This window comes from Lepagella muris, assembly GCF_004793975.1.
Taxonomy (GTDB): domain Bacteria; phylum Bacteroidota; class Bacteroidia; order Bacteroidales; family Muribaculaceae; genus Lepagella; species Lepagella muris.
The window spans coordinates 1-22,098 of record NZ_SRYB01000031.1; the positions used below are offsets into that span (position 1 = coordinate 1).

Annotated in this window: 21 protein-coding genes and 1 pseudogene; 11 read left to right on the top strand and 11 right to left on the bottom strand. The window is 41.0% G+C overall.

What is annotated here, in order from left to right; all coding sequences use genetic code 11:
- Window positions 1-234 precede the first annotated feature (234 nt).
- Window positions 235-561, top strand: coding sequence for a DUF4491 family protein (locus tag E5331_RS16110; RefSeq protein WP_123481477.1), 327 nt, complete (start codon window positions 235-237; stop codon window positions 559-561).
- Window positions 562-668: 107 nt separating this feature from the next.
- Here the strand turns inward: E5331_RS16110 and E5331_RS16115 are convergent, their stop codons facing one another.
- A complete protein-coding gene (locus E5331_RS16115) occupies window positions 669-1,622 on the bottom strand; it encodes a carbon-nitrogen hydrolase (RefSeq protein ID WP_123481315.1) in 954 nt (317 codons plus the stop codon).
- Window positions 1,609-2,655 (bottom strand): agmatine deiminase family protein, encoded by a 1,047-nt coding sequence (locus tag E5331_RS16120; RefSeq protein ID WP_123481316.1) that lies wholly within the window; start codon window positions 2,653-2,655, stop codon window positions 1,609-1,611. Before E5331_RS16120 ends, E5331_RS16115 begins: the two co-directional genes overlap by 14 nt.
- 221 nt (window positions 2,656-2,876) lie before the next feature.
- Here E5331_RS16120 and E5331_RS16125 point away from each other — a divergent pair, with 221 nt between their 5' ends.
- Together E5331_RS16125 and E5331_RS16130 are read left to right on the top strand one after the other, a co-directional pair.
- A complete protein-coding gene (locus tag E5331_RS16125) occupies window positions 2,877-3,437 on the top strand; it encodes a DUF1599 domain-containing protein (protein WP_123481317.1) in 561 nt (186 codons plus the stop codon).
- Window positions 3,427-4,767: a BT_3928 family protein gene (locus tag E5331_RS16130; protein WP_123481318.1), complete on the top strand. Its 1,341-nt coding sequence runs from the start codon at window positions 3,427-3,429 to the stop codon at window positions 4,765-4,767. The genes E5331_RS16125 and E5331_RS16130 overlap by 11 nt, the downstream gene beginning before the upstream one ends.
- Window positions 4,768-4,802: 35 nt before the next feature.
- Here E5331_RS16130 and rlmH read toward each other — a convergent pair whose 3' ends face one another.
- Window positions 4,803-5,276, bottom strand: a complete 474-nt coding sequence (gene rlmH, locus E5331_RS16135; RefSeq protein WP_123481319.1) for a 23S rRNA (pseudouridine(1915)-N(3))-methyltransferase RlmH — start codon at window positions 5,274-5,276, stop codon at window positions 4,803-4,805.
- A 40-nt stretch (window positions 5,277-5,316) separates the two neighbouring features.
- Between rlmH and nadC the strand changes: the two genes are divergently transcribed.
- Window positions 5,317-6,165 carry a carboxylating nicotinate-nucleotide diphosphorylase gene (gene nadC, locus E5331_RS16140; RefSeq protein WP_123481320.1) on the top strand — a complete coding sequence of 283 codons (849 nt, stop codon included), beginning with the start codon at window positions 5,317-5,319 and terminating at the stop codon, window positions 6,163-6,165.
- Window positions 6,166-6,179: 14 nt separating this feature from the next.
- Window positions 6,180-6,560 (top strand): YraN family protein, encoded by a 381-nt coding sequence (locus E5331_RS16145; protein ID WP_123481321.1) that lies wholly within the window; start codon window positions 6,180-6,182, stop codon window positions 6,558-6,560.
- A gap of 81 nt (window positions 6,561-6,641) precedes the next feature.
- Here E5331_RS16145 and E5331_RS16150 read toward each other — a convergent pair whose 3' ends face one another.
- The 3 genes and pseudogenes from E5331_RS16150 to nfo all read right to left on the bottom strand — a co-directional run bounded on the left by E5331_RS16150 (window position 6,642) and on the right by nfo (window position 9,326).
- Complete coding sequence (locus E5331_RS16150) at window positions 6,642-7,475, bottom strand: MFS transporter (RefSeq protein WP_275441269.1); 834 nt, start codon at window positions 7,473-7,475, stop codon at window positions 6,642-6,644.
- 135 nt (window positions 7,476-7,610) lie between these two features.
- A pseudogene (locus E5331_RS20795) lies at window positions 7,611-8,465 on the bottom strand (MFS transporter); the annotation flags it as partial.
- 15 nt (window positions 8,466-8,480) lie between these two features.
- Window positions 8,481-9,326 carry a deoxyribonuclease IV gene (gene nfo / locus E5331_RS16155; protein WP_123481322.1) on the bottom strand — a complete coding sequence of 282 codons (846 nt, stop codon included), beginning with the start codon at window positions 9,324-9,326 and terminating at the stop codon, window positions 8,481-8,483.
- A 113-nt stretch (window positions 9,327-9,439) separates the two neighbouring features.
- On the opposite strand from nfo, the gene E5331_RS16160 reads away from it, so the two are divergent.
- From E5331_RS16160 to E5331_RS16185, 6 genes are all read left to right on the top strand, one after another.
- A complete protein-coding gene (locus E5331_RS16160) occupies window positions 9,440-10,195 on the top strand; it encodes an RNA methyltransferase (RefSeq protein WP_123481323.1) in 756 nt (251 codons plus the stop codon).
- A 90-nt stretch (window positions 10,196-10,285) separates the two neighbouring features.
- Window positions 10,286-11,647: a DNA repair protein RadA gene (radA, locus tag E5331_RS16165; RefSeq protein WP_123481324.1), complete on the top strand. Its 1,362-nt coding sequence runs from the start codon at window positions 10,286-10,288 to the stop codon at window positions 11,645-11,647.
- 137 nt (window positions 11,648-11,784) lie between these two features.
- A complete protein-coding gene (locus E5331_RS16170) occupies window positions 11,785-13,230 on the top strand; it encodes a DcaP family trimeric outer membrane transporter (RefSeq protein ID WP_123481325.1) in 1,446 nt (481 codons plus the stop codon).
- 250 nt (window positions 13,231-13,480) lie between these two features.
- Window positions 13,481-13,975 (top strand): Fur family transcriptional regulator, encoded by a 495-nt coding sequence (locus E5331_RS16175; RefSeq protein WP_168355273.1) that lies wholly within the window; start codon window positions 13,481-13,483, stop codon window positions 13,973-13,975.
- A 71-nt stretch (window positions 13,976-14,046) separates the two neighbouring features.
- The gene (locus E5331_RS16180; protein ID WP_123481327.1) at window positions 14,047-15,291 is read left to right on the top strand and encodes a DUF1015 domain-containing protein; all 1,245 of its coding nucleotides are present in this window, start codon (window positions 14,047-14,049) and stop codon (window positions 15,289-15,291) included.
- Between the two features lie 264 nt (window positions 15,292-15,555).
- Window positions 15,556-16,026, top strand: coding sequence for a hypothetical protein (locus E5331_RS16185; RefSeq protein ID WP_123481328.1), 471 nt, complete (start codon window positions 15,556-15,558; stop codon window positions 16,024-16,026).
- Between the two features lie 87 nt (window positions 16,027-16,113).
- Here the strand turns inward: E5331_RS16185 and E5331_RS16190 are convergent, their stop codons facing one another.
- The 5 genes from E5331_RS16190 to E5331_RS16210 form a co-directional block, all read right to left on the bottom strand.
- On the bottom strand, window positions 16,114-17,418 hold the full coding sequence (locus E5331_RS16190; protein WP_123481329.1) for a Na+/H+ antiporter NhaC family protein: 1,305 nt from the start codon (window positions 17,416-17,418) through the stop codon (window positions 16,114-16,116).
- A 258-nt stretch (window positions 17,419-17,676) separates the two neighbouring features.
- Window positions 17,677-18,594, bottom strand: coding sequence for an NAD(P)-dependent oxidoreductase (locus E5331_RS16195; protein ID WP_123481330.1), 918 nt, complete (start codon window positions 18,592-18,594; stop codon window positions 17,677-17,679).
- Between the two features lie 78 nt (window positions 18,595-18,672).
- Window positions 18,673-19,743, bottom strand: a complete 1,071-nt coding sequence (serC, locus tag E5331_RS16200; protein WP_123481331.1) for a 3-phosphoserine/phosphohydroxythreonine transaminase — start codon at window positions 19,741-19,743, stop codon at window positions 18,673-18,675.
- A gap of 114 nt (window positions 19,744-19,857) precedes the next feature.
- Window positions 19,858-21,141: a replication-associated recombination protein A gene (locus E5331_RS16205; RefSeq protein WP_123481332.1), complete on the bottom strand. Its 1,284-nt coding sequence runs from the start codon at window positions 21,139-21,141 to the stop codon at window positions 19,858-19,860.
- On the bottom strand, window positions 21,134-21,793 hold the full coding sequence (locus E5331_RS16210; protein WP_123481333.1) for an HAD family hydrolase: 660 nt from the start codon (window positions 21,791-21,793) through the stop codon (window positions 21,134-21,136). The genes E5331_RS16205 and E5331_RS16210 overlap by 8 nt, the downstream gene beginning before the upstream one ends.
- Between the last annotated feature and the right edge of the window lie 305 nt (window positions 21,794-22,098).

Consider the following 22,098-nt stretch of genomic DNA (forward strand, 5'->3'; position numbering starts at 1 on the left):
TGTAAAATCCGGTGTTCTGGATGCCGTTTTTCGGAACGTCAAACTGAACACCCTACTTAATAAGAATAGTGACGAACCGATATTTAAGCTAATAGATGTATATGAAAAATGTGGCATGGATGATATGGCAGAGAATTATAGAAAATGTATTGAAAACTAATTTGTTTAACCAATTGGATAATAATGAGGTTGTCTAAACTTCATTATTGTAATAAAAATAAGAAAGTAATATTTATGTTAGAAATGTTAGCAGAATACAGGCTTGAAGGTCTTGTGATTGGGTTATGCACGTTCCTTATAATAGGATTGTATCATCCATTAGTTATAAAAGGAGAGTATTATTTTGGAGAGAAAGTGAAATGGTGGTTTCTTGTTGCCGGAATAATATTCCTGATAGGCTCCATCGCGGTTGAGAATACTTTTACGTCGGCTTTATTGGGAGTGGCATCCTTCAGTTCTTTTTGGAGTATAAAGGAGGTGTCGGAACAGGTTGAGCGCGTGCGAAAGGGTTGGTTTCCTTCAAATCCTGCCCGTCAGAGTAAATCGGGAAATAAAGAATAGAATCTGTCAGGATTTAAACAGGACCGTAAGGTAGGTAGAGACAGTATATTGCATTCTTTATTTTGAGGATTCTGAAGAATACAATATACTGTCTACTATTTATTTGCTTAGTCTATGAAACGGGATTTTAGACCATCGTAGAAATCAATACGTCGGTCACGAAGGAATGGCCACCAGTGCCGGACGTTTTCAGTTCTTAATTTGTCAATTCCTAAAATGAACTCCTCGGGAGTGTTTTCAGATGCCATTGCTAAAATCTCCCCCTGTGGTCCGGCAATGAAACTTGAGCCCCAGAAATCAATGCCGGAAGTCTGACCTGAAGGATCTTCCTCAAAGCCGCATCTATTGACACTGACAACGGGAATACCGTTTGCCACAGCGTGCGATCTCTGAATAGTAATCCAGGCATCGCGTTGCCGATCCTTTTCATCTTGTGCATCATCCGGATTCCAGCCAATGGCAGTAGGGTATATCAGTAGTTCTGCTCCTTTTAATGCCATGATTCTGGCAGCTTCGGGATACCATTGGTCCCAACATACAAGCACTCCTAATTTACCTACAGACGTATCTATTGGTTCAAAACCGAGATCACCCGGAGCGAAATAAAATTTTTCATAAAATCCGGGGTCATCCGGGATATGCATCTTTCGATATTTTCCCGCTATCGAACCATCGGAGTCAAAAACAATAGCCGTGTTGTGGTAAAGTCCGGGAGCTCTTCTTTCAAAAGCACTTGTCACCAGCACCACATTGTTCTCCGCAGCAGCATCCGAATAGAAGTTGGCGAAGTCTTCAAGTCGGGATGCATATCGGAAATTGTCAACATCCTCGCATTGACAGAAATAAAGAGAGTCGTGCAGTTCGGAAAGCACGATAATTTGTGCCCCATCAGAAGCAAGACTTTCGATAGCGGCAAGATTACGCTGTCGGTTGGTGTTTACGTCAACAGAAAATGAGTGCTGAATGATCCCTACCTTAAGAGTATTATCAGAAGAGGGTATAATATCTTGGTTGTCAATATCCTCTTGTCCTGTAGGGAAGGAATAATTATTGTTTATCATAGATTGAGGGGTTAAATAGATTTTTGGGAATCTGCATGGTGGCACAATGCAATGAACCATGTTGCTTTATAAGGGTGGTGCAGTCAATACCAACGACTTTATGATCCGGGAATGCTATTTTGATTGTCTGCATTGCCAGAAAATCGTTTTGCGGTTGTTGATATGTAGGCATAAATACAACATTATTCGTGACAAGGTAGTTTGCATAAGTGGCAGGTAGACGTAATCCTGATTCATCAAAGATAGCGTCGGGCAATGGAAGTTCCACCAGGTTGAAAGGTTCGCCTGTGGCGTTGCGGAACATGGTAAGCTGAGCCCTCATCTGTAGCAATTCCTCAAATTGAGGATCGTCGATGTTTCGGCATCCGGTAAACAGAATTATATTTTCCGGAGCCAATCGGGCGAGCGTGTCGATGTGGGAGTCGGTGTCATCGCCTTCAAGAGCACCATAATCTAAGAATAAGACATGATCTACACCAAGACGCAGGCGGAGTTGTCTCTCCACCTCAGTTTTTGATAAGCCGCCGTTCCTGTTGGGGGAACACAGGCATAAGGATGTGGTCAAAAGAGAGCCTTCTCCGTCAGTTTCAATTGATCCGCCCTCAAGAATGAAATCCCTTTCATTGCGGTAGGTATTGTCGTCTATAACTGAAGTTTTGTTCAGACGGCTCACTGCAAGGTTGTCTTTATCGGATGCAAATTTCAGACCCCACCCATTAAATCCGAAATCCAACGCTCGCAGACGATCATCCTTTATTACTGATATTGGTCCGTAGTCACGTGTCCAGGTATCGTTATAATCTGTTTCAATATATCTTATGAGGTCTTGATCGCATGATTGAAGAATGTCGTGAGCTTCATTTGCATCATGACATAGCAACACCACACAGACGCCCTCATCAGTGAATGTCTTTATTATCCTTTGATATTGAGACTGAGCCTCTTCAAGGATATATTCCCAATCTGTATTTGCAGTTGGAAGAGCCATCAGCACAGATTCTTGTGGAGCCCATTCGGGAAGGAAAATTCTCATGTTGTAAATTCTTATAAAGTGAAGTAGAGGAGTACATATCGTCAGGATGCAAATTTAAATAAAAAAGTAATCACTGTCATAATATTGAGGGGAATTTTTGTTAAATTTGCATTATGAAAGATATATTCATCTGATAAGTTGCATAAAATTTTAGAATGACTTCAATAAAATGATGCAATAAAATCAGTAATTGTAGTTGTCAAAAATAAAAAAGAATAATTATGGATAATATCAAATCTAAACATGACACATCAAAAGAATTTGCTGCCATGACGGCCTTGTGTCGCGACATATTTATAAAAAAGATGTCGGATTACGGTATGTCGTGGAGAGTCATGCGCCCATCAAGTCTTACGGATCAGATCTATATCAAGGCCAGGAGGATCAGATCTATTGAGGAGAAAGGGATGGCATCCGCCAGAGTTAACGAGGGTATAGAACCGGAGTTTATAGGGATTGTAAATTATTGTGCGATTGCACTCATTCAACTCAGAATCGGTCCGGGCGATTATATCAGTCAGGAGAAGGCCACAGAGTTATATGATAAGGCAATATCGGATTCCACTTCATTGATGCTTAACAAGAATCATGACTATGACGAGGCTTGGCGTCACATGAGAGTGTCAAGTTTTACAGATATAATATTGCAGAAATTATTACGTACCCGAGAGATAGAGGATCATAATGGACAGACAATAATAAGTGAAGGTGTGGATGCAAATTATATGGATATGATTAATTATGCCATGTTTGCCCTCATAAAATTGAATTATGAAGATTGAGATGACAAAATATGTCTCGCCTCTGACATGGATTATTCGTATTGTTGTCGGAGGCGTCTTTATTTTTTCCGGGTTTGCAAAAGGGATAGATCCATACGGCACCTTATATAAGGTGGAGGATTATTTGTCGGTGTTGTCATTATCGGTATGGCCTAATTTGGTGCTTGTAGGAGTCTTCGGCTTGTGTGCATTGGAATTTCTAGCCGGAGTATTTTTGCTTACGGGATGCTTCCGTAGGTCTTCAGTGATAATTGCCGGTGGCATAATGGCATTTATGTTACCGTTGACATTATGGATAGCGGTGAGTAATCCGGTTGCGGATTGCGGATGTTTTGGAGATGCATTTCTTTTGTCAAACTGGGCGACTTTTTGGAAAAATGTAGGTCTGTCGGTAGGTCTGATATGGTTGTGGAGATATAATCGTAAGATTATCTGCTTGATTACGCCGGCTCTTCAATGGATCTGTATTGTGGGATCGTGTATCTTTATTGTTACGATAGAATTGTTTGGCTACATGGTTCAGCCGCTAATTGATTTCCGACCCTACAAGATAGGTGAGCGTATTGTTGATTCGGAAGAATCCTTTGAAGAGGGACCACAATATTTGTTTGTGTATGAAAAAGATGGTATAAGGAAGAAATTTAAGGAAACAGATTCTCTTCCCGAAGAGAATGATGGATGGATATTTGTGGATCGGGAGGAGATATTGTCCGAAGGGGGAAAGAATGATAAAGGTCAGGATGAAGGGAAATCATTCAGAGCCTGGAGTAAAAACGGAGAGGATGATGAGACAGACGAGGCTGTCGTGGCAGATGGAAATGAGCTTATCGTAATGATTCCGGAACTTGGGGCGGTTTCTCCTGCAACCACATGGAAATTGAATTCATTGTATGAATGGTCGCAACAAAATGATATAACCATGGTCGGAATAGTGTCGGGCAGCTCCTTGGAAATTTCCACATGGGAGGATCTTTCCATGGCGAGTTATCCTATTTTCACGGCTGATGATACGCATATAAAGGAGGTGGTCAGAGGTAACCCGGGAATTGTGTATTTGATAGATGGAGTCATACAATGGAAGATGACATTGAATGCCATTAACATTGATGACTTCCTTTCACCTGACACGTCGTATGAGGCTGAAAATTTTTCATTTGATAATAAAAGTATATTACGCAATTGTGTGTCAGTATATCTTATATTTATCGGATTGTTGATCACACTCTCTCTTACGCCCCAATTGCGTAATCTATATATAAACAAGGGGCGAAAGAAAAAGTGCGGATCTGAACAGGATGGAAAGGGGTTGATTAATGATTCCGGAGATTAAGAGAATCCGAATGATAAGGGGGTATGACAGTGAGTTTATTCATGATGATATGGCTCACCTCTTAGAATGGTCATTGCGCGATATACTTGTTCGGTGAAGAAGAGCCGAATCATTTCATGAGTGAATGTCATTTTTGAAAGCGATATTTTAGAATCGGCTCTTTGGTATACCATTTTTGAGAATCCATAAGGACCCCCGACGACAAATACGGCACGCTTTCTTCCTGATGCCATTAGTTTCTGAATGTGATTCGCAAATTCGGTTGAAGTAAATTCCTTACCATGCTCATCAAGGAGTATGCATATATCAGAAGGGGAGAGTGAGGCAATTATAGCTTCACCCTCCTTTTCTTTTTGCATGTCAGTAGACAACCCTTTCGTTGTCTTAATGTCGGGGATACATTCAATTTTGTATGGTATGTAACGCCGGAGTCTTTTGACAAAATCCTCAATGCCGGCAATAACATAAGATTGCGTGGTTTTACCCACTGTCAAGAGTACGATTTCCATTTTTTTTTATTAACTTAGCACAAAATTAGTAAAAACAACTATGGAAACAAAAGAAGAGTTAATCAATCAATTGCTTGAACTTGCATTTGCCGAAGATATAGGCGATGGAGATCATACAACTTTGTCAACAATACCGGCAGACGCAATGGGACGTTCGCGTCTGATTATCAAGGAATCCGGAGTCCTTGCCGGAGTGGAAGAGGCTGAGAAGGTGCTTCACAAAGTGGATCCGTCAATAAAAATGACAGTGATGATCAAGGATGGAGCACGCGTGAATCCCGGAGATATAGCTTTTACAGCTGAAGGTCCGGTAAGGTCGTTGCTTGTAGCAGAGCGAACTATGCTTAACATCATGCAGCGTATGAGTGGCGTTGCAACTATGACACGCAGGTATCAGGATGAACTTGAAGGATTGCATACAAAGGTGCTTGATACTCGAAAGACAACTCCCGGCATGCGTATCATGGAGAAGGAGGCTGTAAAGATTGGTGGTGGCACTAATCACAGAATCGGTCTGTTTGATATGATTCTCATCAAGGATAATCATATAGATTTTGCCGGAGGAATCGAAAAGGCGATAGAACGTGCGCGAGCATATTGCAAGGAAAATGGGAAGGATTTCAAGATAGAGGTAGAGGTAAGGTCGCTTGATGATATACGCCGTGTAATGGCCATTGGTGGAGTGGATCGTATCATGTTCGATAATTTTACCCCGGAATTGACCAAGGAGGCAGTTGCATTGGTGAACGGCACAATGGAGACGGAATCATCAGGAGGTATAACGCTTGATAATCTACGCAAATATGGTGAGGCTGGAGTTGATTTTATATCAGTCGGTGCACTCACGCATAGTGTGAAGGGTCTGGATATGTCGTTTAAGGCATATTGATAAAATATTTTGCGATGAGCAGGGATACTAAAGAGCGGGATCGTGCATTCGGGATATTTGCGGAAGATAAAGCCGTAGAATATTACATCTCTCAAGGATATGCGATACGTGAACGTAATTGGCGTTTTCATCATATTGAAATCGATATAATAGCCCAAACGGGTAATGTGGTGGTCTTTGTTGAAGTTAAGGGCAGAAGCGGTCGGGATATGGCGGCTGTTGATGCTGTAACAGTATCCAAGATGAAGAACATGACACGAGGTGCTGATGCTTACCTCAAAAGACTTAATGGGGATTATGAATATCGGTATGATATATTTGCACTCACCGGTGATTTTGATGATTATGAGGTGGAAGTGTTTGAAGATGCTTTTGTATCCCCGTTGCTAAGATAAATGTAATGGAGTTTAGATAGCTTCAATAAAAAATCTCGTGGATTAATCCACGAGATTTTTTATTGAAGGCTGATTGCAGGATCATATATTTTCGCTTTCGAGAGGGGTCTCTACAGGGGCAGTCTTTGCAGAATTCTTTTCTTTGATGAAGAATACGCATACAGAACCGATTATGATTGATATGCCAGCCACAACCATCATAAGGTATTCCGGAGCGATTTCACCCGGATTGCTGAGAGAACTTAGTATCCATCCGCCGGCAAGAGCTGCAATTATCTGCGGCACACAGATTGTGCAGTTGAAAAGACCAAGGTATGCACCGATATTTCCACCTGTCAGAGAATTTGTCAGTATGGTGAAAGGCCAAGCCAACATGGCAGCCCAACCACAGCCAATAAGAATAAATGCGATAAAGAGGAGGTACTGGTTGGAAATGAAAGCCAACATTATGAATCCTATGCCGGCAAGCAACAGACTCAAAGAATAAGATAACTTACGGCTTCTGAATTTGGGAAGGAGTATTGCCCATACGACGGAACCTAAAGCCTGTATCGCATATAGAAGACCAACCCAGTTGCCTGCGTCATTATATTGAGGCGTTGCCGAATTGAGCACTGTATTTGTAGCGAAGCTGCATTTTGCTGCATCCGAGATTTGATGTGTCGTGGCATCCTCTATCGAAAGTTTTCCGTCAGCACCTTGCACTACGATTGCTGCTTCAGTGAGATTAAATGGTCCCTGTATTCTTGATAGATAATCTACAACAGATACGTCGGAGCAGTTTTCAATAGCTTTACCATCAACGTTAAGAGATTTGACATTGCTGATTTGATTACCGAATTTAGCTTTTGCTATTCCTGATTCATCGTTGGTGATTTTGTGATCTTTTACGATAGTATCGTTGCCATTTATCACTACAGTAGAAGCCGGATAGAATGCACCATCTGCCTTAATACCTTCTACAAGAGCATGTCCGTGGCTTACGATTAGGACGGAGTCACCGATGAGAAGATTTTTTGAGGCGTATGTCTTGTCGCCATCCTTAATGCCGACAATATTCTCTGTAGCAGGCGTGTCGAATGCATTGAGGGCTACGGTATTTGTTGTGTATGTCCATAAGAATAGGAATGCAAACCAACAGAAGAATTGCACCAGACCGACAGACCAGAATGTGGAGGGTGCATTTTTAAGAAGGGAAATGACCCCAGGAGTCTTCTCTTTAGCTGCATTCTCACCACCATTATATTCATTGTAGACATGAGGAGGCCATTCCTTGATTTTTAACAATGAATATACGACGCATATCAATAGAATAGCTGCCCCGATATAGAAAGACCATATTACAGTGGGAGGAGCGACACCGGAAGGAGCCGTGTTTTTCATTCCAATCCATCCGAGACAGATCGGGAAGATGTATCCGACTACAGAACCGGCATTGCATAAGAAACTTTGTATGGAATATGCCAGACCTTTCTGTTTCTCGTTGACCATATCGCCAACGAGCATCTTAAATGGCTGCATTGCCATGTTGATTGACGTGTCGAGGAGCATCAGGGCAATAAGACCAAAAAGGATAGCACTTGCTACAGTAAACTGGAAACTTCCGGCGTTAGGAAGAAGACACATGACAACTACGGCAATTGTGGCTCCGAAGATTAGATAGGGAAGACGTCGTCCAAACCTATTCCATGTCCTGTCGCTCATCATTCCCACTATAGGTTGCACCAATAGACCCATAAGAGGGGGAAGAATCCAGAAATAACTCAGATCGTGTGGGTCGGCACCAATCGTTGTGAATATTCTTGAGACGTTTGCACTTTGCAGGGCGTAGGCAATCTGTACGCCAAAAAATCCGAAACTGAGATTCCACAGCTTCCAGAAACTTAAATCAGGTTTAATTTTCATTATAATAATTTTTATTTATTTTCTGATTTGGTCATAAAGCCAAGCAATCTCTTGTGCCCAGATGCTGTCGTCCGGAGTCTCAAGGATTAATGGTATTCCATCAAGGTTTGGATCATTTACGAGCCGGGAAAAGAATTCATTCCCAAGAGTGCCTTTCCCGATAGATTCGTGACGGTCGATTCTTGATCCGAGTTCTCTTTTATCATCATTGAGATGCATTCCACGCAGATATTTCATCCCAATGATGTTGTCGAATTGTTTCCAGGTATCGATATATCCAGCTTCTGTTGCGAGATCATATCCAGCGGAATATGCGTGACAGGTGTCGACACATACACCAATTCTTGATTTGTCTTCAATCTTATCGATGATGTGGGCAAGTTGCTCAAAAGAATGCCCCATATTAGATCCCTGTCCTGCCACATTTTCAAGCACGGCAGTCACACCATTCGTCTTGTCAAGTGTGATGTTTATTGATTCTGCTATCCTGTCAAGACATTTGTCATGGTCTATTTGGTTGAGATGACTTCCGGGATGGAAATTAATCATCGTCAGTCCTAACAATTGGCAACGGTTCATCTCATCAAGAAATGATTTTCTTGAAAGTTCGAGTTTTGCACTATCCGGCGAACCGAGATTAATTAGAAAATTATCATGTGGTAAGATTACGTCGGGGGAAAATCCCAACTTGTCGCAATTCTCTTTAAATTTGTCTGCCTCTTTTGGGGAAATCTCTTTCGAGACCCAACGAGAGCTACTTCCTGTGAATAGGGCGAATGCCTTTGCTCCTATTGTGTGAGCCTTTACAGGAGCATTTGACACACCTCCCGTTATACTTACGTGGGCACCTATATATTTCATGTGAAGAATTTATTTATAGTTAACGTACAAAATTAACAAAATTCTTATTTGTTTCCAAAAAATAACATTATCTTTGCCTTTAAAATAATTAAAAATAATAAAATTACGTGAGAATGGAGTTGTCTAAAACAAAAGCCGCCGTATATGCATCGTTATCGTCAAAAAAAATGAGGAGAAAGCATGGGCTTTTTTTGGCAGAAGGAGAGAAATGTGTGGTTGATACTTTAGGCGCGTTTGAACTGGAGAGCATAGTGGCTACACGTGATTGGATAGCAACGCATCTTGATCTATGTCGGGATTGGGAGAATAGGGTGCTGGAAGCATCAGATACATTATTAAAGAAGATATCAACGCTATCTAATGCTTCTGAAGTAATAGCTGTCTTTCATATTCCGGAACAGAATAAGATATTGGAGAATTTTAATGACGAATTGATATTGCTGCTGGATGGTATTCAAGATCCGGGCAATCTTGGCACAATCGTGCGCACTGCCGACTGGTTTGGGGTGGATAAGGTGATTGCTTCGGAAGATACGGTGGATATATATAATCCGAAAGCGATACAAGCCACAATGGGATCGTTGAAAAGAGTGAAAGTGTGTTATGCGGATTTATGCAGTGTTATTAATTGTCATCAGTCATTCCCGGTTTATGGAATGATGCTTGAAGGGAACGATATATTTAAGACTACGCTTGGGCAAGCCGGTTTTATTGTTATGGGAAATGAGGGGAATGGATTGTCGGAGGATGTAAGAAGTCTGGTTGATCATCCGTTGCTGATACCTCCATATAGAGATGACTCCCATGGGGAATCGTTGAATGTGGCAATTGCAACTGCGATAACGTTGTCAACGTTCAGAAATCATTAGGATAAATAGCATGATGATTTCCTTTATCATGATCTTTTATGATTAATGGAGAGAAGATATGTGTGGAAATAATATAAAGCATTAATATCAATGGCGAAGGTAAAGAATGTGTTTTTCTGTCAGTCTTGCGGATACGAATCTCCTAAATGGCTTGGCAGGTGTCCCGGATGCGGAGAATGGAATTCATTTGCAGAGGAAAAAATAACGGTGTCAAAGAAGACTGATTTGAAGCTTGGCAGTAGTAAAATCCAACGTCCTGTAAAACTGTCAGAGATAGAGACACTTGATGAACCTCGTATAATTATGCCCTCAAGCGAATTGAATCGAGTCCTTGGAGGGGGACTTGTTGCAGGCAGTCTTACTTTGATTGGTGGTGAGCCGGGCATAGGAAAATCGACGCTGTTGCTTCAAAATATTCTGTCGATACGTAATAAGAGAATACTATATGTGTCGGGAGAAGAGAGTGCAACCCAGCTTAAATTGCGTGCGGATCGGCTTGGAAAAGTATCGGATAATACATATATTTTGTGTGAAACAAGACTTGATAATATATTTACCCAAATTGAAAATGTGGTTCCGGAGATAGTCGTGGTCGATTCAATCCAGACGATTGCATCAGATCAGATTGAATCAGCCTCTGGCAGTGTCAGTCAGGTAAGGGAATGTGCTGCGGCACTTCTCCGATATGCTAAGGAATCAGGTGTGCCGGTTATTCTTGTAGGTCATATCAATAAGGATGGGGCAATTGCAGGTCCGAAAGTGTTGGAGCATATAGTGGACACCGTGCTTCAGTTTGAAGGTGATCGCCAATATCTATATCGTATTCTACGCTCAATAAAAAACCGCTTCGGCTCTACATCGGAGATAGGGATTTATGAAATGGTACAGAAGGGATTGAGAGAGGTGAAGAATCCATCGGAAATGCTTCTTTCAGAAAATCGTGAGGAAGAGATGAGCGGCATAGCAATAGGGGTGACAATAGAGGGAGTCAGACCATTTATGGTGGAAGTACAGGCATTGGTGTCTACGGCGGCGTATGGCACGCCTCAACGTTCAGTCACGGGTTATGATCAGCGTCGTCTGAATATGATTCTTGCGGTATTAGAGAAACGTGCCCGATTCAAATTGGGACAGAAAGACGTATTCCTGAATATGGCGGGGGGATTGAAAGTGGTTGACCCTGCGATAGACATGGCTGTTGTCGCAGCGATAATGTCGTCTAATTTTGACATATCCGTGTCAAGAAAAACATGTTTTATAGGAGAGGTCGGTCTTTCCGGGGAAATCAGGACAGTTACGCGAATAGATCAACGTGTGGCAGAAGTGGAGAAACTTGGGTTTGATGCTGTGGTTATTCCTAAAGATAATTTAAAAGGAGTAAAGGATAAGTTTAAGATAAAGGTAGTGGAGGTTGGAAAGATAGAGGAATTGTTGCGGTATCTGTTTGAATAGTGACAACTCTCACTCTATCCTGAATATGGGGTATCTAAGCAGAATACAGTTTGAACCTATCACGAGTAAGGGATGTTATTTATACAAAAGTTGGATCATACAACTTAATTAATCCACACGTTTAAAAACATTCCACTATGAATTTCATTGCATCAAAAAGGACATTAATTGGAGGTCTGGCTTTAGGAGCGTTAGCTGTAGGCATTTATGTGCCTCAAATCCAGGCAGCCGCTCAATATGCGGAATTAGCAGGCAACGTAGGAATCCTGTCGATTGATAGTTTGGATTCCGGTAATGGTGTGCCATTAGCGGTGTCAGAATCAGGACCAGAACCAGAACCCTTGGTGTCTAAAGCAAAGAAAAGGGATAGGTCAATAATAGAATCTACGCATGTTATATCTTCCGGTGACGCTAATGTGGCAAAGGATTCCGTTGAGAAGATGCTGAATATGTTTTATGTCAACCAATTCAGACATTTTCAGGATCCACGTGCTCCATATTTTATGTTTATGAGTAAGAGTAATAATCTTGCAATGGGAATTGGAGGAGTTGTGCGTATCAGAGGATATTATGATTGGAATGGTTCGATTCCAATCAGTGGTTTTTCACCATATTTTATACAGATCCCCAAAGATCCGACGTCAATGAGAAGACTTGCCGCTACACCGGCAGGCACCGGATTGTTTTTTACAATATTAGGTAAAAACAGTGTTTTCGGTAATTTCATGGGATTCTTTCAGGCAGACTTTTCCGGTTATAATAACAGGGACTTTAAATTGAAGAAGGCGTACATCACTATGGGCGACTGGACAGCCGGATATGCCACCACCACGTTTGAGGATACACAAGCGGAGCCGTCTACAATAGATGCAGCAGGACCAAATGGGATTAATAGTAGGACAAGTGTGCTTGTAAGATACATGCATACATTTAAGAACCGTTGGAGTGTCGCAGGATCGTTAGAATTTCCGTCAAGTTCGATATCAGCAGATGGAACTACCACCAAGGCCTGTAGTGATTACGTGCCTGATGTGGCAGCATTTGCACAATATCAATGGGATGGGGGTGAGAGCCATGTGAGATTGTCAGGGCTTGGTAGAATTTTATCATACCGGGATCTGATTGTTGGTAAAAATTATAATATATTTGGCTGGGGAGCCCAATTGTCGACAATAATAAAAGTAAACAACAGCCTAAATCTTTATGGAATAGCGTCTTTAGGGAAAGGACATGCATCCTATACCACAGATCTTGCCGGTGGAAGTTTTGATCTCATCGCAGATCCGGATAAGAAAGGGAAATTGTATGCTCCGATGGCTACAGGGTTTGTGCTTGGTGCAAAATATTATTTCACTCATAAATTGTTTGCAGATGTGGCACTTTCAGAACAACGTTATTATCCGAAACATAATCCCGGCGACGGACAATATAAGTATGGACTGTATGGCGCATTTAATCTATATTGGGACATTACTCCAAGATTTGAGGTAGGTATGGAGTATCTATCGGGCAAAAGGATGAATTTCAATGGGACAAATGGGAGTGCCAACAGGATAACGGCTATGATGATGTTGAGCTTCTAATATTGAAGTCATAACTCTGAAATTTTTAAATTTTTGAAATAAGACTAAAAGACTTCATTATCCGGAAAATGAGGTCAGGATATAATCATCTACATATAAATAGGTATTTTAGGGGCAGAAATTTGCATTTCTGCCCCTATATTTTTAAATTTGCAATGGAGTTTTCAATAAATTGATCCCGGCAGACTTCAAGATATTTATTCCAATGGGCGCCATACATGGTGTCTTATCTTGTAAGATGCCGATTAACATGAAGAATTTCATAAGAATGTGCAACCGATGTCTTGAAAATCATAAGGAGGAAGAGGAAAAATTCATCTCATTTTTGCGTTTGAGACGGTTACGTAAAACACCGGAACGTTTTGAGATATTACGTTGTGTGCTTTATTACAACGACCATTTTGACGTGGATTGCCTTTATAAGGCTCTTGAGAGCAGTGGGTATCATGTCAGTCGTGCTACAATATACAGTACGTTGGAATTACTGTGTTCGGCAGGAATTGTCAGACGTTTGCTTTTTGATACTCATCAGGCGAGATATGAAAGAGCAAGCCAGACCCACAGTCATTTGGTTTGTACGGAGTGTGGAGAGATTCGAGAAGTGGATTTGGAAGATATCGACGGTGCATTAGCAAATATGAAGTTTAGCGATTTCCGTGCAGCTTATGTCTCTACATGTATATATGGAGTATGTGAGAAGTGTAGAAAAAAGAGTCAGAAGTCATCTATTCATAAAATAGAATGAGATAGGTTACGTTACATGAATAGAGGTAACTTGACATATAGTACCTACATCATAAATCTTAAATTATTACCATGGCAAAAGTGAAACCATTTCGTGGAGTGCGTCCACCCCGCGAGCTTGTAGAAGAAGTTGTTTCGCGTCCGTATGACGTGCTGAACAGTGACGAAGCCCGTAAAGAGGCAGGGGATAATGAGAAATCGTTATACCATATCATCAAACCGGAGATAGATTTCGAACCGGGCACAGATGAGCATGATCCCAAAGTATATGACAAGGCAGTCGAGAATTTTAATAAATTTCAAAGGGAGGGCTGGCTTGTTCAGGATTCCAAGGAGAATTATTATATTTATGCCCAGACAATGGATGGCCGTACACAGTATGGATTTGTAGTGGGAGCCTGGGTCAATGATTATATGGAGGGAAGGATAAAGAAGCATGAACTTACTCGTCGGGATAAGGAAGAAGACCGAATGAAGCATGTCAGAATAAATAATGCTAATATAGAGCCGGTGTTTTTCGCATTTCCTGATAATGATGCTCTTGAACAGATAATTCGGGAAGTGACTGCCAGGGAGCCGGAATATGATTTTATTGCTCCGGATGGCTTTGGTCATTCATTGTGGGTGATAGAGGATGAGGATACCATTTCAAAAGTAACAGAAGAATTTGCAAAGATTCCTAATCTCTATATTGCGGATGGTCATCATAGATCGGCAGCGGCAGCTCTTGTCGGAGCCGAGAAAGCGGCTAATAATCCGTCGCATAAAGGGGATGAGGAGTATAATTATTTCTTGGCAGTGGCTTTCCCTGCTTCACATCTTCGTATTATAGACTATAATAGAGTTGTGAAGGATCTTAACGGATTGACAGTTGATGAATTCCTTGATAAACTGCGTGAGAATTTTGAAGTTGAGGAGAAGGGTGAGAATATCTATTCTCCTGCTGGTTTGCACAATTTTTCTCTGTATGTGGATGGTAAATGGTATTCTTTGACAGCAAAGGAGGGGACATACGACGATAATGATCCAATCGGTATTCTTGACGTGACGGTATCTTCCAATCTTATACTTCGCGATATATTAGGAATTACTGATTTACGCACAGATAAGCGTATAGATTTTGTCGGCGGAATCAGAGGACTCGGCGAGCTAAAGAGGCGAGTAGACAGTGGCGAAATGAAAATGGCATTAGCATTGTACCCAGTGACGATGGGACAGCTTATAGACATAGCAGACAGTGGTAATATAATGCCGCCTAAGACAACTTGGTTTGAACCGAAGTTGAGATCCGGTCTTGTAATTCACAAACTTGATTAAAACTTAAATAAGTTGTAGGCATACGTGTTACAGAAATTTAGAAGGCGAAGGAATCATGATGACTCCTTCGCTTTTTTATATGTAAATACTCAACATTATTGTTTGTCGGATGTTATAAGATAAAGTCCATTCAGATACATTGATCAATGTTGAGGTAAATACTCATTGGATATATAAAATGACTCATAATTAAAAAGTGATAAAGAGTCATAAAATAAGAAGTTTAACAATTTAATAAATTAACAAGAAAGAAGGAGATAAAAAATGAAAAAGCTATTCTATCTGTTATTCCTGTTGCCTTTGGCATTCTTTGCATCGTGCAGTGATGATGATGATCTCGCTCAGGTTGATTTTTCTGTGACGTTGAGTGGGGTAAGTCAGGTTGACAGTAAATTTTATACGGTAGTAGGTGATACAGTATCGGTTGACGGAGTATCAGTTAAATCTCTTACGGATAAGGCAGCTACCGTCACTGGGGTAAGATATCATTTGGATGGATACCCTATATGGGCAAGTATAGAGGAGGGTAAATTCAATTTCTCCTTTACAACAAAGGATATGAAGCCCGGAACTCATACATTTACAGTAACTTCTACAGTGCTACAGGTGGATAAGAGCATTACAAGTGCTGTTGTGAATATTCCGTTAGTTGTCGTAGAGGATGAAGAGAAATTACCGGAGGGAGCACCTGAAATAGGCACGTTCACTACTACGGTGCGGCTGAGCTCGAAGTAAATGAAATTTAATTATCCTAAAGAAGGAAGGTCTGCATCTTAATAATGAGGATGCAGACCTTTCTTTGTAAAATATTGAGATCTCAATTTATTTATTGTGTAATTTGCGCTTTGGGGTTATCATGATTGATATTGCCAGACATAGAATGAGAATTTGCGGATAGAAAAGATATTGCCAAGGAGCTATCGGGGATATACCTGCAAGTGATGCCGCCATTAGCGTCTGTGCGCCATAAGGGATTATAGCCTGTACGATGCAAGATCCGGTATCAAGTAATGAAGCGGTCTTGCGAGGTGGGATATTATATGTATCTGCGATTTTTTTCGCAAGAGAGCCTACAGTCAGAATAGCAACCGTATTGTTTGCGGTACATAAATTGACAATTCCTACGAGTAGGGATATGCTTAGTTGAGCGCCTCTGGAGGTTGAAATATTCCTGCCAAGAATTTTAAGAATAAAATCGATACCCCCTGCGCTTTTAATCATGCCCAACATTCCGGCAGCTAATAAGGTTATCATTACGAGAGGTCCAACTGAATCGATACCTTCTCCAGCAATAGAGAAGATATCAAGTATTGATATCCCTTCCAATATTGCTGCTATCATGGCAGAGATGATTCCTATAAGTAGAACCACTGTCACAGTTATGCCATATAATGCACAGGCTATTACGATTAAGTAAGGAATCACGAGCCACAAACTCCTTCCGGATGGTTGTGGGGCGGATTCGAGTGTCGGAGAAAAGAGACAATATAGGAATAAGGCTATTGCTGCAGCAGGCAAAACAATCCGTATATTTGCTAAAAACTTATCTTTCATATCACAACCTTGTGTCCTTGTGGCAGCAATAGTTGTGTCAGAGATGAATGAGAGATTGTCTCCAAAGAATGCGCCTCCAAGTAGAATGGCAACAAAGAAAGGGACCGGGGCACCTGCACCTTCAGCCATATTCACCGCGAGAGGTGTCAATGCAACCACGGTTCCTACAGATGTGCCTATAGCCATGGAAATAAAGCATGTGGCGATAAAAAGACCTGGAACAATCATATAAGATGGAAGTATGATGAGAGCCAGATCAACGGTGGCTTCAACTGCTCCACTTTGTTTAGCGATTGCTGCAAAAGCTCCGGCTAAAATGAAGATCCACACCATGTATAGCACATTTGAGGATCCGGCTTCTTTTGAAAAGATTTCTATTTTTTGCGAAATACTTTTTCCTTTCAATGTGAATGCTGCCCATATAGATGCTATCATCAAGGCTACACTTATAGGCATCTTATAGAAATCGCCAAATATAAGAGAAGTAACAAGATAGACGATAAGAAACACAATGATGGGGGATATTGCCAAAAGTTCCCTTGAATAAGATATATCAACTTTTATACCAGACATTGATAGATGGTTTTATGATATGGTAATGTATTTTTGATTGTCAGTGTTATAATTTTATGATATAAACGTTTGATTATAAATAAAATTACTTAGGAATGAATGTTTGTGCGTAATTAATTGGTAATTAGGTGCGTATAAATTTTTTCATTTTATGTAAGATCTGGATATAATATAAAAAATCTCGGAAGTGGGATTCCTTCCGAGATTTAGATTCCTGATTTGATGAAAAACAGGATCTTATATTAACTGAGAAATAAATTATTTATTTACTTGGAATTTATTCCAACCATCTTTGAGATATGCAATCGATTGTTCGGCAGCAGCAACCCCGGCATTAAAGTTGGCTTCAGCTGTCTGTGCTCCCATTTTCTTTGGTGTGAAGAATACGCGAGATGCAAATAGCTTCTCAAATTCCTCGGCAGCAGCCGGCTTGATGTCGCTTACATAACGAAGATCAGGACGCTCTTCCAAAGCTTTCTTTAAACCTTCTTCATCAATTACTTCCTTACGCGCAGTATTTACCAGCACACCGTTTTTGGGCATTTTCATCACAAGATCATACCCAATGGAATTTCTTGTCTGAGGAGTGGCGGGAATATGAAGCGAAACAAAATCGTTCTGAGAGAAGAGTTCATTTACATCATGCACCGGAGTGACACCTTCAGCCTCCATCACCTCGTCAGAGACAAACACGTCGAGAGCCTGTATCTTCATGCCGAATCCTTTGGCAATACGTGCTACATTTCTGCCAACTTGTCCGAAGGCATATATACCAAGAGATTTCCCTTTCAGTTCGGAGCCGGATGTGCCGTTATATTGGTTTCTACACATCATGACAATCATACCGAATACAAGTTCTGCCACAGCATTTGAGTTTTGTCCCGGGGTGTTCATTACGCAAATACCATGGTTTGTGGCTGCTTGAAGGTCAATATTGTCGTAGCCTGCACCGGCTCTTACGATCACTTTAAGTTTTGGTGCAGCCTCCATTACCTCAGCATCAATCACATCGCTACGGACGATTAATCCTTCAGCATCTTTAACTGCATTTAGAAGATCAGCTCTGGTCCCTCTTTCCACCAGTTCCATATCATTTCCAGATGCATTGATTACGTCTGCAATCGCCTTAACGGCTGCCGGAGCAAAAGGTTTTTCTGTGAATACAAGAATTTTCATAATAAAGGATGTTTGACAGACAGAAAGTAATACTACCTTCTGTCTGCTTTTGTTAGATTATGTTCCTGTTAGGGGAAATTAGTGTTTCGCTTCGAATTCTTTCATTGCAGCGACAAGAGCATTCACGCTCTCCATTGGTAGCGCATTGTAGAGAGAAGCACGGAATCCACCGACGTCACGATGACCTTTTATGCCTACCATGCCTTTTTCAGTAGCGAAATCAATGAATTCTTTTTCCAATTCTTTATATTCCGGTTTCATCACGAAGCAAACGTTCATAATAGAACGGTCTTCATGATTAGGAACAGTGGCGACAAACATCTTACTGCCATCAATTGCATTGTAAAGGGTCTCTGCCTTTGCAATATCCATTTTCTCTATTTCGCGAATACCACCGAGTTGTTTGTAGTATTTTAGAGTCTGTAATGCAGAGAAAATCGGGAGAACCGGCGGCGTATTGAACATGGAACCCTTCTTTACATGGGTGCGATAATCAAGCATTGTCGGTATTGGGCGATCCACATGACCGAGGGCATCGTCTTTGACGATAACGAAAGTGACACCGGAAGGTGCAAGATTTTTCTGTGCGCCTCCATAGATAAGGTCATATTTGGATATATCAACAGGACGGCTGAATATGTCGGAACTCATATCTGCTATAAGACGAGCCCCAACTTCAGGATCTTTACGCAACTCAGTTCCGTAGATAGTGTTGTTTGAAGTGTAGTGGAAATAATCCACGTCTGCAGGCACTACAAAGTCTTTTGGAATATAGGTGTAGTTTTTGTCTTTGGAAGAAGCAACGATGTCAACGTCTCCAAATAATTTTGCCTCTTTGATTGCTTTGCTTGCCCATACACCTGTGTCAAGATAGGCAGCTTTTTTTGAAAGCATATTCATCGGCACCATTGCGAACTGAAGACTTGCGCCGCCACCGAGGAACAGGACACTATATCCTTCCGGAATTTCGAGCAACTCCTTGAAGAGAGCTACCGTTTCATCCATCACCGCTTGAAATTGCTTGCTACGGTGAGAAATCTCAAGAATGGATAATCCCATATCCGCGAAGTTGTGAACTGCCTTAGCAGTTTCTTCAATGGTGAACTGGCTCATTATACTGGGGCCTGCGTAGAAATTGTGTTTTTTCATGAAATCTAAAGTTTTAGTACGAATACGTGGCAAATTTAATTGTTTTATTAATATCTTCAAAATAAAACAATGAAATAATGAAAAAATTCTTTAATTATTTTTCAAATATAGCAGTCAACTGTTTTCGGAACGTAATTTTTCAATATTTTCCCACATTCGGGCTTCCTGAGGATTATCGCATGGTATCCAGAATCTGGATTCGATTAGCTGGTCAGGAAGATATTGTTGTTTTACGAAATTCCCCTTATAGTCGTGTGCATATTTGTAGCCTTCATGATAGCCGAGGTCTTTCATGAGTTTTGTGGGAGCATTTCTCAAATGCAAAGGGACGGGGAGATTCCCGGTTTGAGCTACAGCCTCCATTGCCGCCCCAATAGCTTTATATGCAGAATTGCTCTTTGGCGAATTGGCAAGGTAGATTGTGCATTCTGCCAAGATGATCCTCCCTTCAGGCCATCCGATCTTGTGGATTGAATCAAATGTCGCGTTGGCAAGCAACAAGGCATTGGGATTAGCGAGTCCAATATCTTCCGCTGCAAGAATGACAAGGCGTCGGGCTATAAACTTTGGGTCTTCTCCCCCTGCTACCATTCGTGCAAGCCAGTATATGGCTGCATCGGCATCGCTTCCTCTGATTGATTTTATGAATGCAGAAATGATATCATAGTGCATCTCACCATCTCGATCATATTCAGCCGGATTTTCTTGAAGCCGTTCAGTGACGAGATTGTCGGTGATAGTTATTTTTTCATTTTTGGGAGTGGATTGTTCAATTAAATCAAGTATATTTAACAACTTTCGGGCGTCTCCTCCGGAAAAACGGAACAGGGCCTTTTTCTCAATCACTTCAATATCTCTTGAGGAAAGGATAGTGTCTTTGTGTAACGCACGATCAAGTAATGTCTCAAGATCAGAGTTGTCCAAAGGCTTGAGAGTGTAGACCTGGCTTCTTGAAAGAAGAGGGCGGATTACTTCGAATGATGGATTTTCTGTAGTGGCACCGATAAGAGTGACTATGCCTTGTTCCACGGCTCCAAGTAATGAATCTTGCTGTGATTTGCTGAACCGATGTATTTCATCAATGAAAAGAATAGGGCGGACCGTTGTAAACATGCTTCTCATTTCAGCTTTACAGCGATCAATCACGTCTCTTACATCTTTCACTCCGGATGTCACGGCACTGAGAGTGTAGAAGGCCGCTTCTGTGGTTTTTGCAATGATTTTTGCAAGAGTGGTTTTTCCTACGCCCGGAGGTCCCCATAGAATGAATGAATTGATTCTTCCGGAATCAATCATTTTCCTGATTATGCCATTGTCTCCCACAAGGTGCTGTTGCCCGATATAATCATCCAGAGATGTAGGGCGAAGCCTTTCTGCCAGAGGTATATTATTATTCATTTCGTTGCGAGGCAATTTTGACGAGCTCTTCAATATTAAGCTCTGTTAGGGAATCAATGACAATATCGGAATAAGGGGCAAGCGTCTCTTTAGGAAGAGTGCCGGCGACTCCGATGACGAATGCTCCGGAAGCCTTGCCTGCTTTTACTCCTTGAAGAGAATCTTCAAATACGACGCAGTTTCGGATGTCTCGATCTATTTTTTCCGCACCAAGAAGATAGCCCTCCGGATCCGGTTTTGATTTGGATATTTGGTCTGCTGTCACGATATAATCAAATAGCCCTCTCAATTCCGGGATTTCCTCATCAAGATGAGCCATTTTATCATCGTTGCTGCTGGTGACAAGAGCTATGGGCTGTTTTAATTCTTTAAGTCTTTTTAATAGGTATTCTGCTCCGGGGGTATAATCGTATTTCATTAGTTTCTCAAGTTCATAAAGACGTTTTACTACCTTGACTCTGATTTCCGGATCTGGATAATGATCATCAAGAATTTTATCCAGGGTGCAACCCTTGATTATTTTTTCCAATGATGGGGTGCCACTTGGATATTCGCAGTTTACTTGTGACCATATTTTTGAATATTCCTTTTCGCTGTCAATGAGCACACCGTCTAAATCAAATAAAAAACCGGCATTGGTTATATCTCTCATATTATTAAAAATTAAAGTGATGAAAATCTGAAGTTATTCCTTTGATTTTAAATAATTTAAAATCAAGTATCATCAAAGGCTTATCGGTTTGCCCATGAAATTGACATATATCCATCTTTGAAAAGATGTCATTGTAATATTGTGTGACGAACAACTTCATCTGCAAATTTAGTGAAAAATCTTCAATTTGAAACATAATACGTGATCTTTATATTCAAAGTCTGTAGATGAGATTTAGGCAACTTCATTACGAAAATTATAAAAAAACGATATTAACTTATACAAAATATTTTTAAATCCAATAT

What these genes read in the sequence shown, in the direction of transcription:
- E5331_RS16205 (WP_123481332.1), bottom strand. Translation starts at nt 21,141, where the DNA reads ATGAATAATAATATACCTCTGGCAGAAAGGCTTCGCCCTACATCTCTG.
- E5331_RS16190 (WP_123481329.1), bottom strand. Translation starts at nt 17,418, where the DNA reads ATGTCTGGTATAAAAGTTGATATATCTTATTCAAGGGAACTTTTGGCA.
- E5331_RS16125 (WP_123481317.1), top strand. Translation starts at nt 2,877, where the DNA reads ATGGATAATATCAAATCTAAACATGACACATCAAAAGAATTTGCTGCC.
- E5331_RS16130 (WP_123481318.1), top strand. Translation starts at nt 3,427, where the DNA reads ATGAAGATTGAGATGACAAAATATGTCTCGCCTCTGACATGGATTATT.
- E5331_RS16115 (WP_123481315.1), bottom strand. Translation starts at nt 1,622, where the DNA reads ATGATAAACAATAATTATTCCTTCCCTACAGGACAAGAGGATATTGAC.
- E5331_RS16195 (WP_123481330.1), bottom strand. Translation starts at nt 18,594, where the DNA reads ATGAAAATTCTTGTATTCACAGAAAAACCTTTTGCTCCGGCAGCCGTT.
- radA (WP_123481324.1), top strand. Translation starts at nt 10,286, where the DNA reads ATGGCGAAGGTAAAGAATGTGTTTTTCTGTCAGTCTTGCGGATACGAA.
- E5331_RS16185 (WP_123481328.1), top strand. Translation starts at nt 15,556, where the DNA reads ATGAAAAAGCTATTCTATCTGTTATTCCTGTTGCCTTTGGCATTCTTT.
- rlmH (WP_123481319.1), bottom strand. Translation starts at nt 5,276, where the DNA reads ATGGAAATCGTACTCTTGACAGTGGGTAAAACCACGCAATCTTATGTT.
- E5331_RS16175 (WP_168355273.1), top strand. Translation starts at nt 13,481, where the DNA reads ATGAAGAATTTCATAAGAATGTGCAACCGATGTCTTGAAAATCATAAG.
- E5331_RS16120 (WP_123481316.1), bottom strand. Translation starts at nt 2,655, where the DNA reads ATGAGAATTTTCCTTCCCGAATGGGCTCCACAAGAATCTGTGCTGATG.
- E5331_RS16160 (WP_123481323.1), top strand. Translation starts at nt 9,440, where the DNA reads ATGGAGTTGTCTAAAACAAAAGCCGCCGTATATGCATCGTTATCGTCA.
- E5331_RS16110 (WP_123481477.1), top strand. Translation starts at nt 235, where the DNA reads ATGTTAGAAATGTTAGCAGAATACAGGCTTGAAGGTCTTGTGATTGGG.
- nadC (WP_123481320.1), top strand. Translation starts at nt 5,317, where the DNA reads ATGGAAACAAAAGAAGAGTTAATCAATCAATTGCTTGAACTTGCATTT.
- E5331_RS16170 (WP_123481325.1), top strand. Translation starts at nt 11,785, where the DNA reads ATGAATTTCATTGCATCAAAAAGGACATTAATTGGAGGTCTGGCTTTA.
- serC (WP_123481331.1), bottom strand. Translation starts at nt 19,743, where the DNA reads ATGAAAAAACACAATTTCTACGCAGGCCCCAGTATAATGAGCCAGTTC.
- nfo (WP_123481322.1), bottom strand. Translation starts at nt 9,326, where the DNA reads ATGAAATATATAGGTGCCCACGTAAGTATAACGGGAGGTGTGTCAAAT.
- E5331_RS16210 (WP_123481333.1), bottom strand. Translation starts at nt 21,793, where the DNA reads ATGAGAGATATAACCAATGCCGGTTTTTTATTTGATTTAGACGGTGTG.
- E5331_RS16180 (WP_123481327.1), top strand. Translation starts at nt 14,047, where the DNA reads ATGGCAAAAGTGAAACCATTTCGTGGAGTGCGTCCACCCCGCGAGCTT.
- E5331_RS16145 (WP_123481321.1), top strand. Translation starts at nt 6,180, where the DNA reads ATGAGCAGGGATACTAAAGAGCGGGATCGTGCATTCGGGATATTTGCG.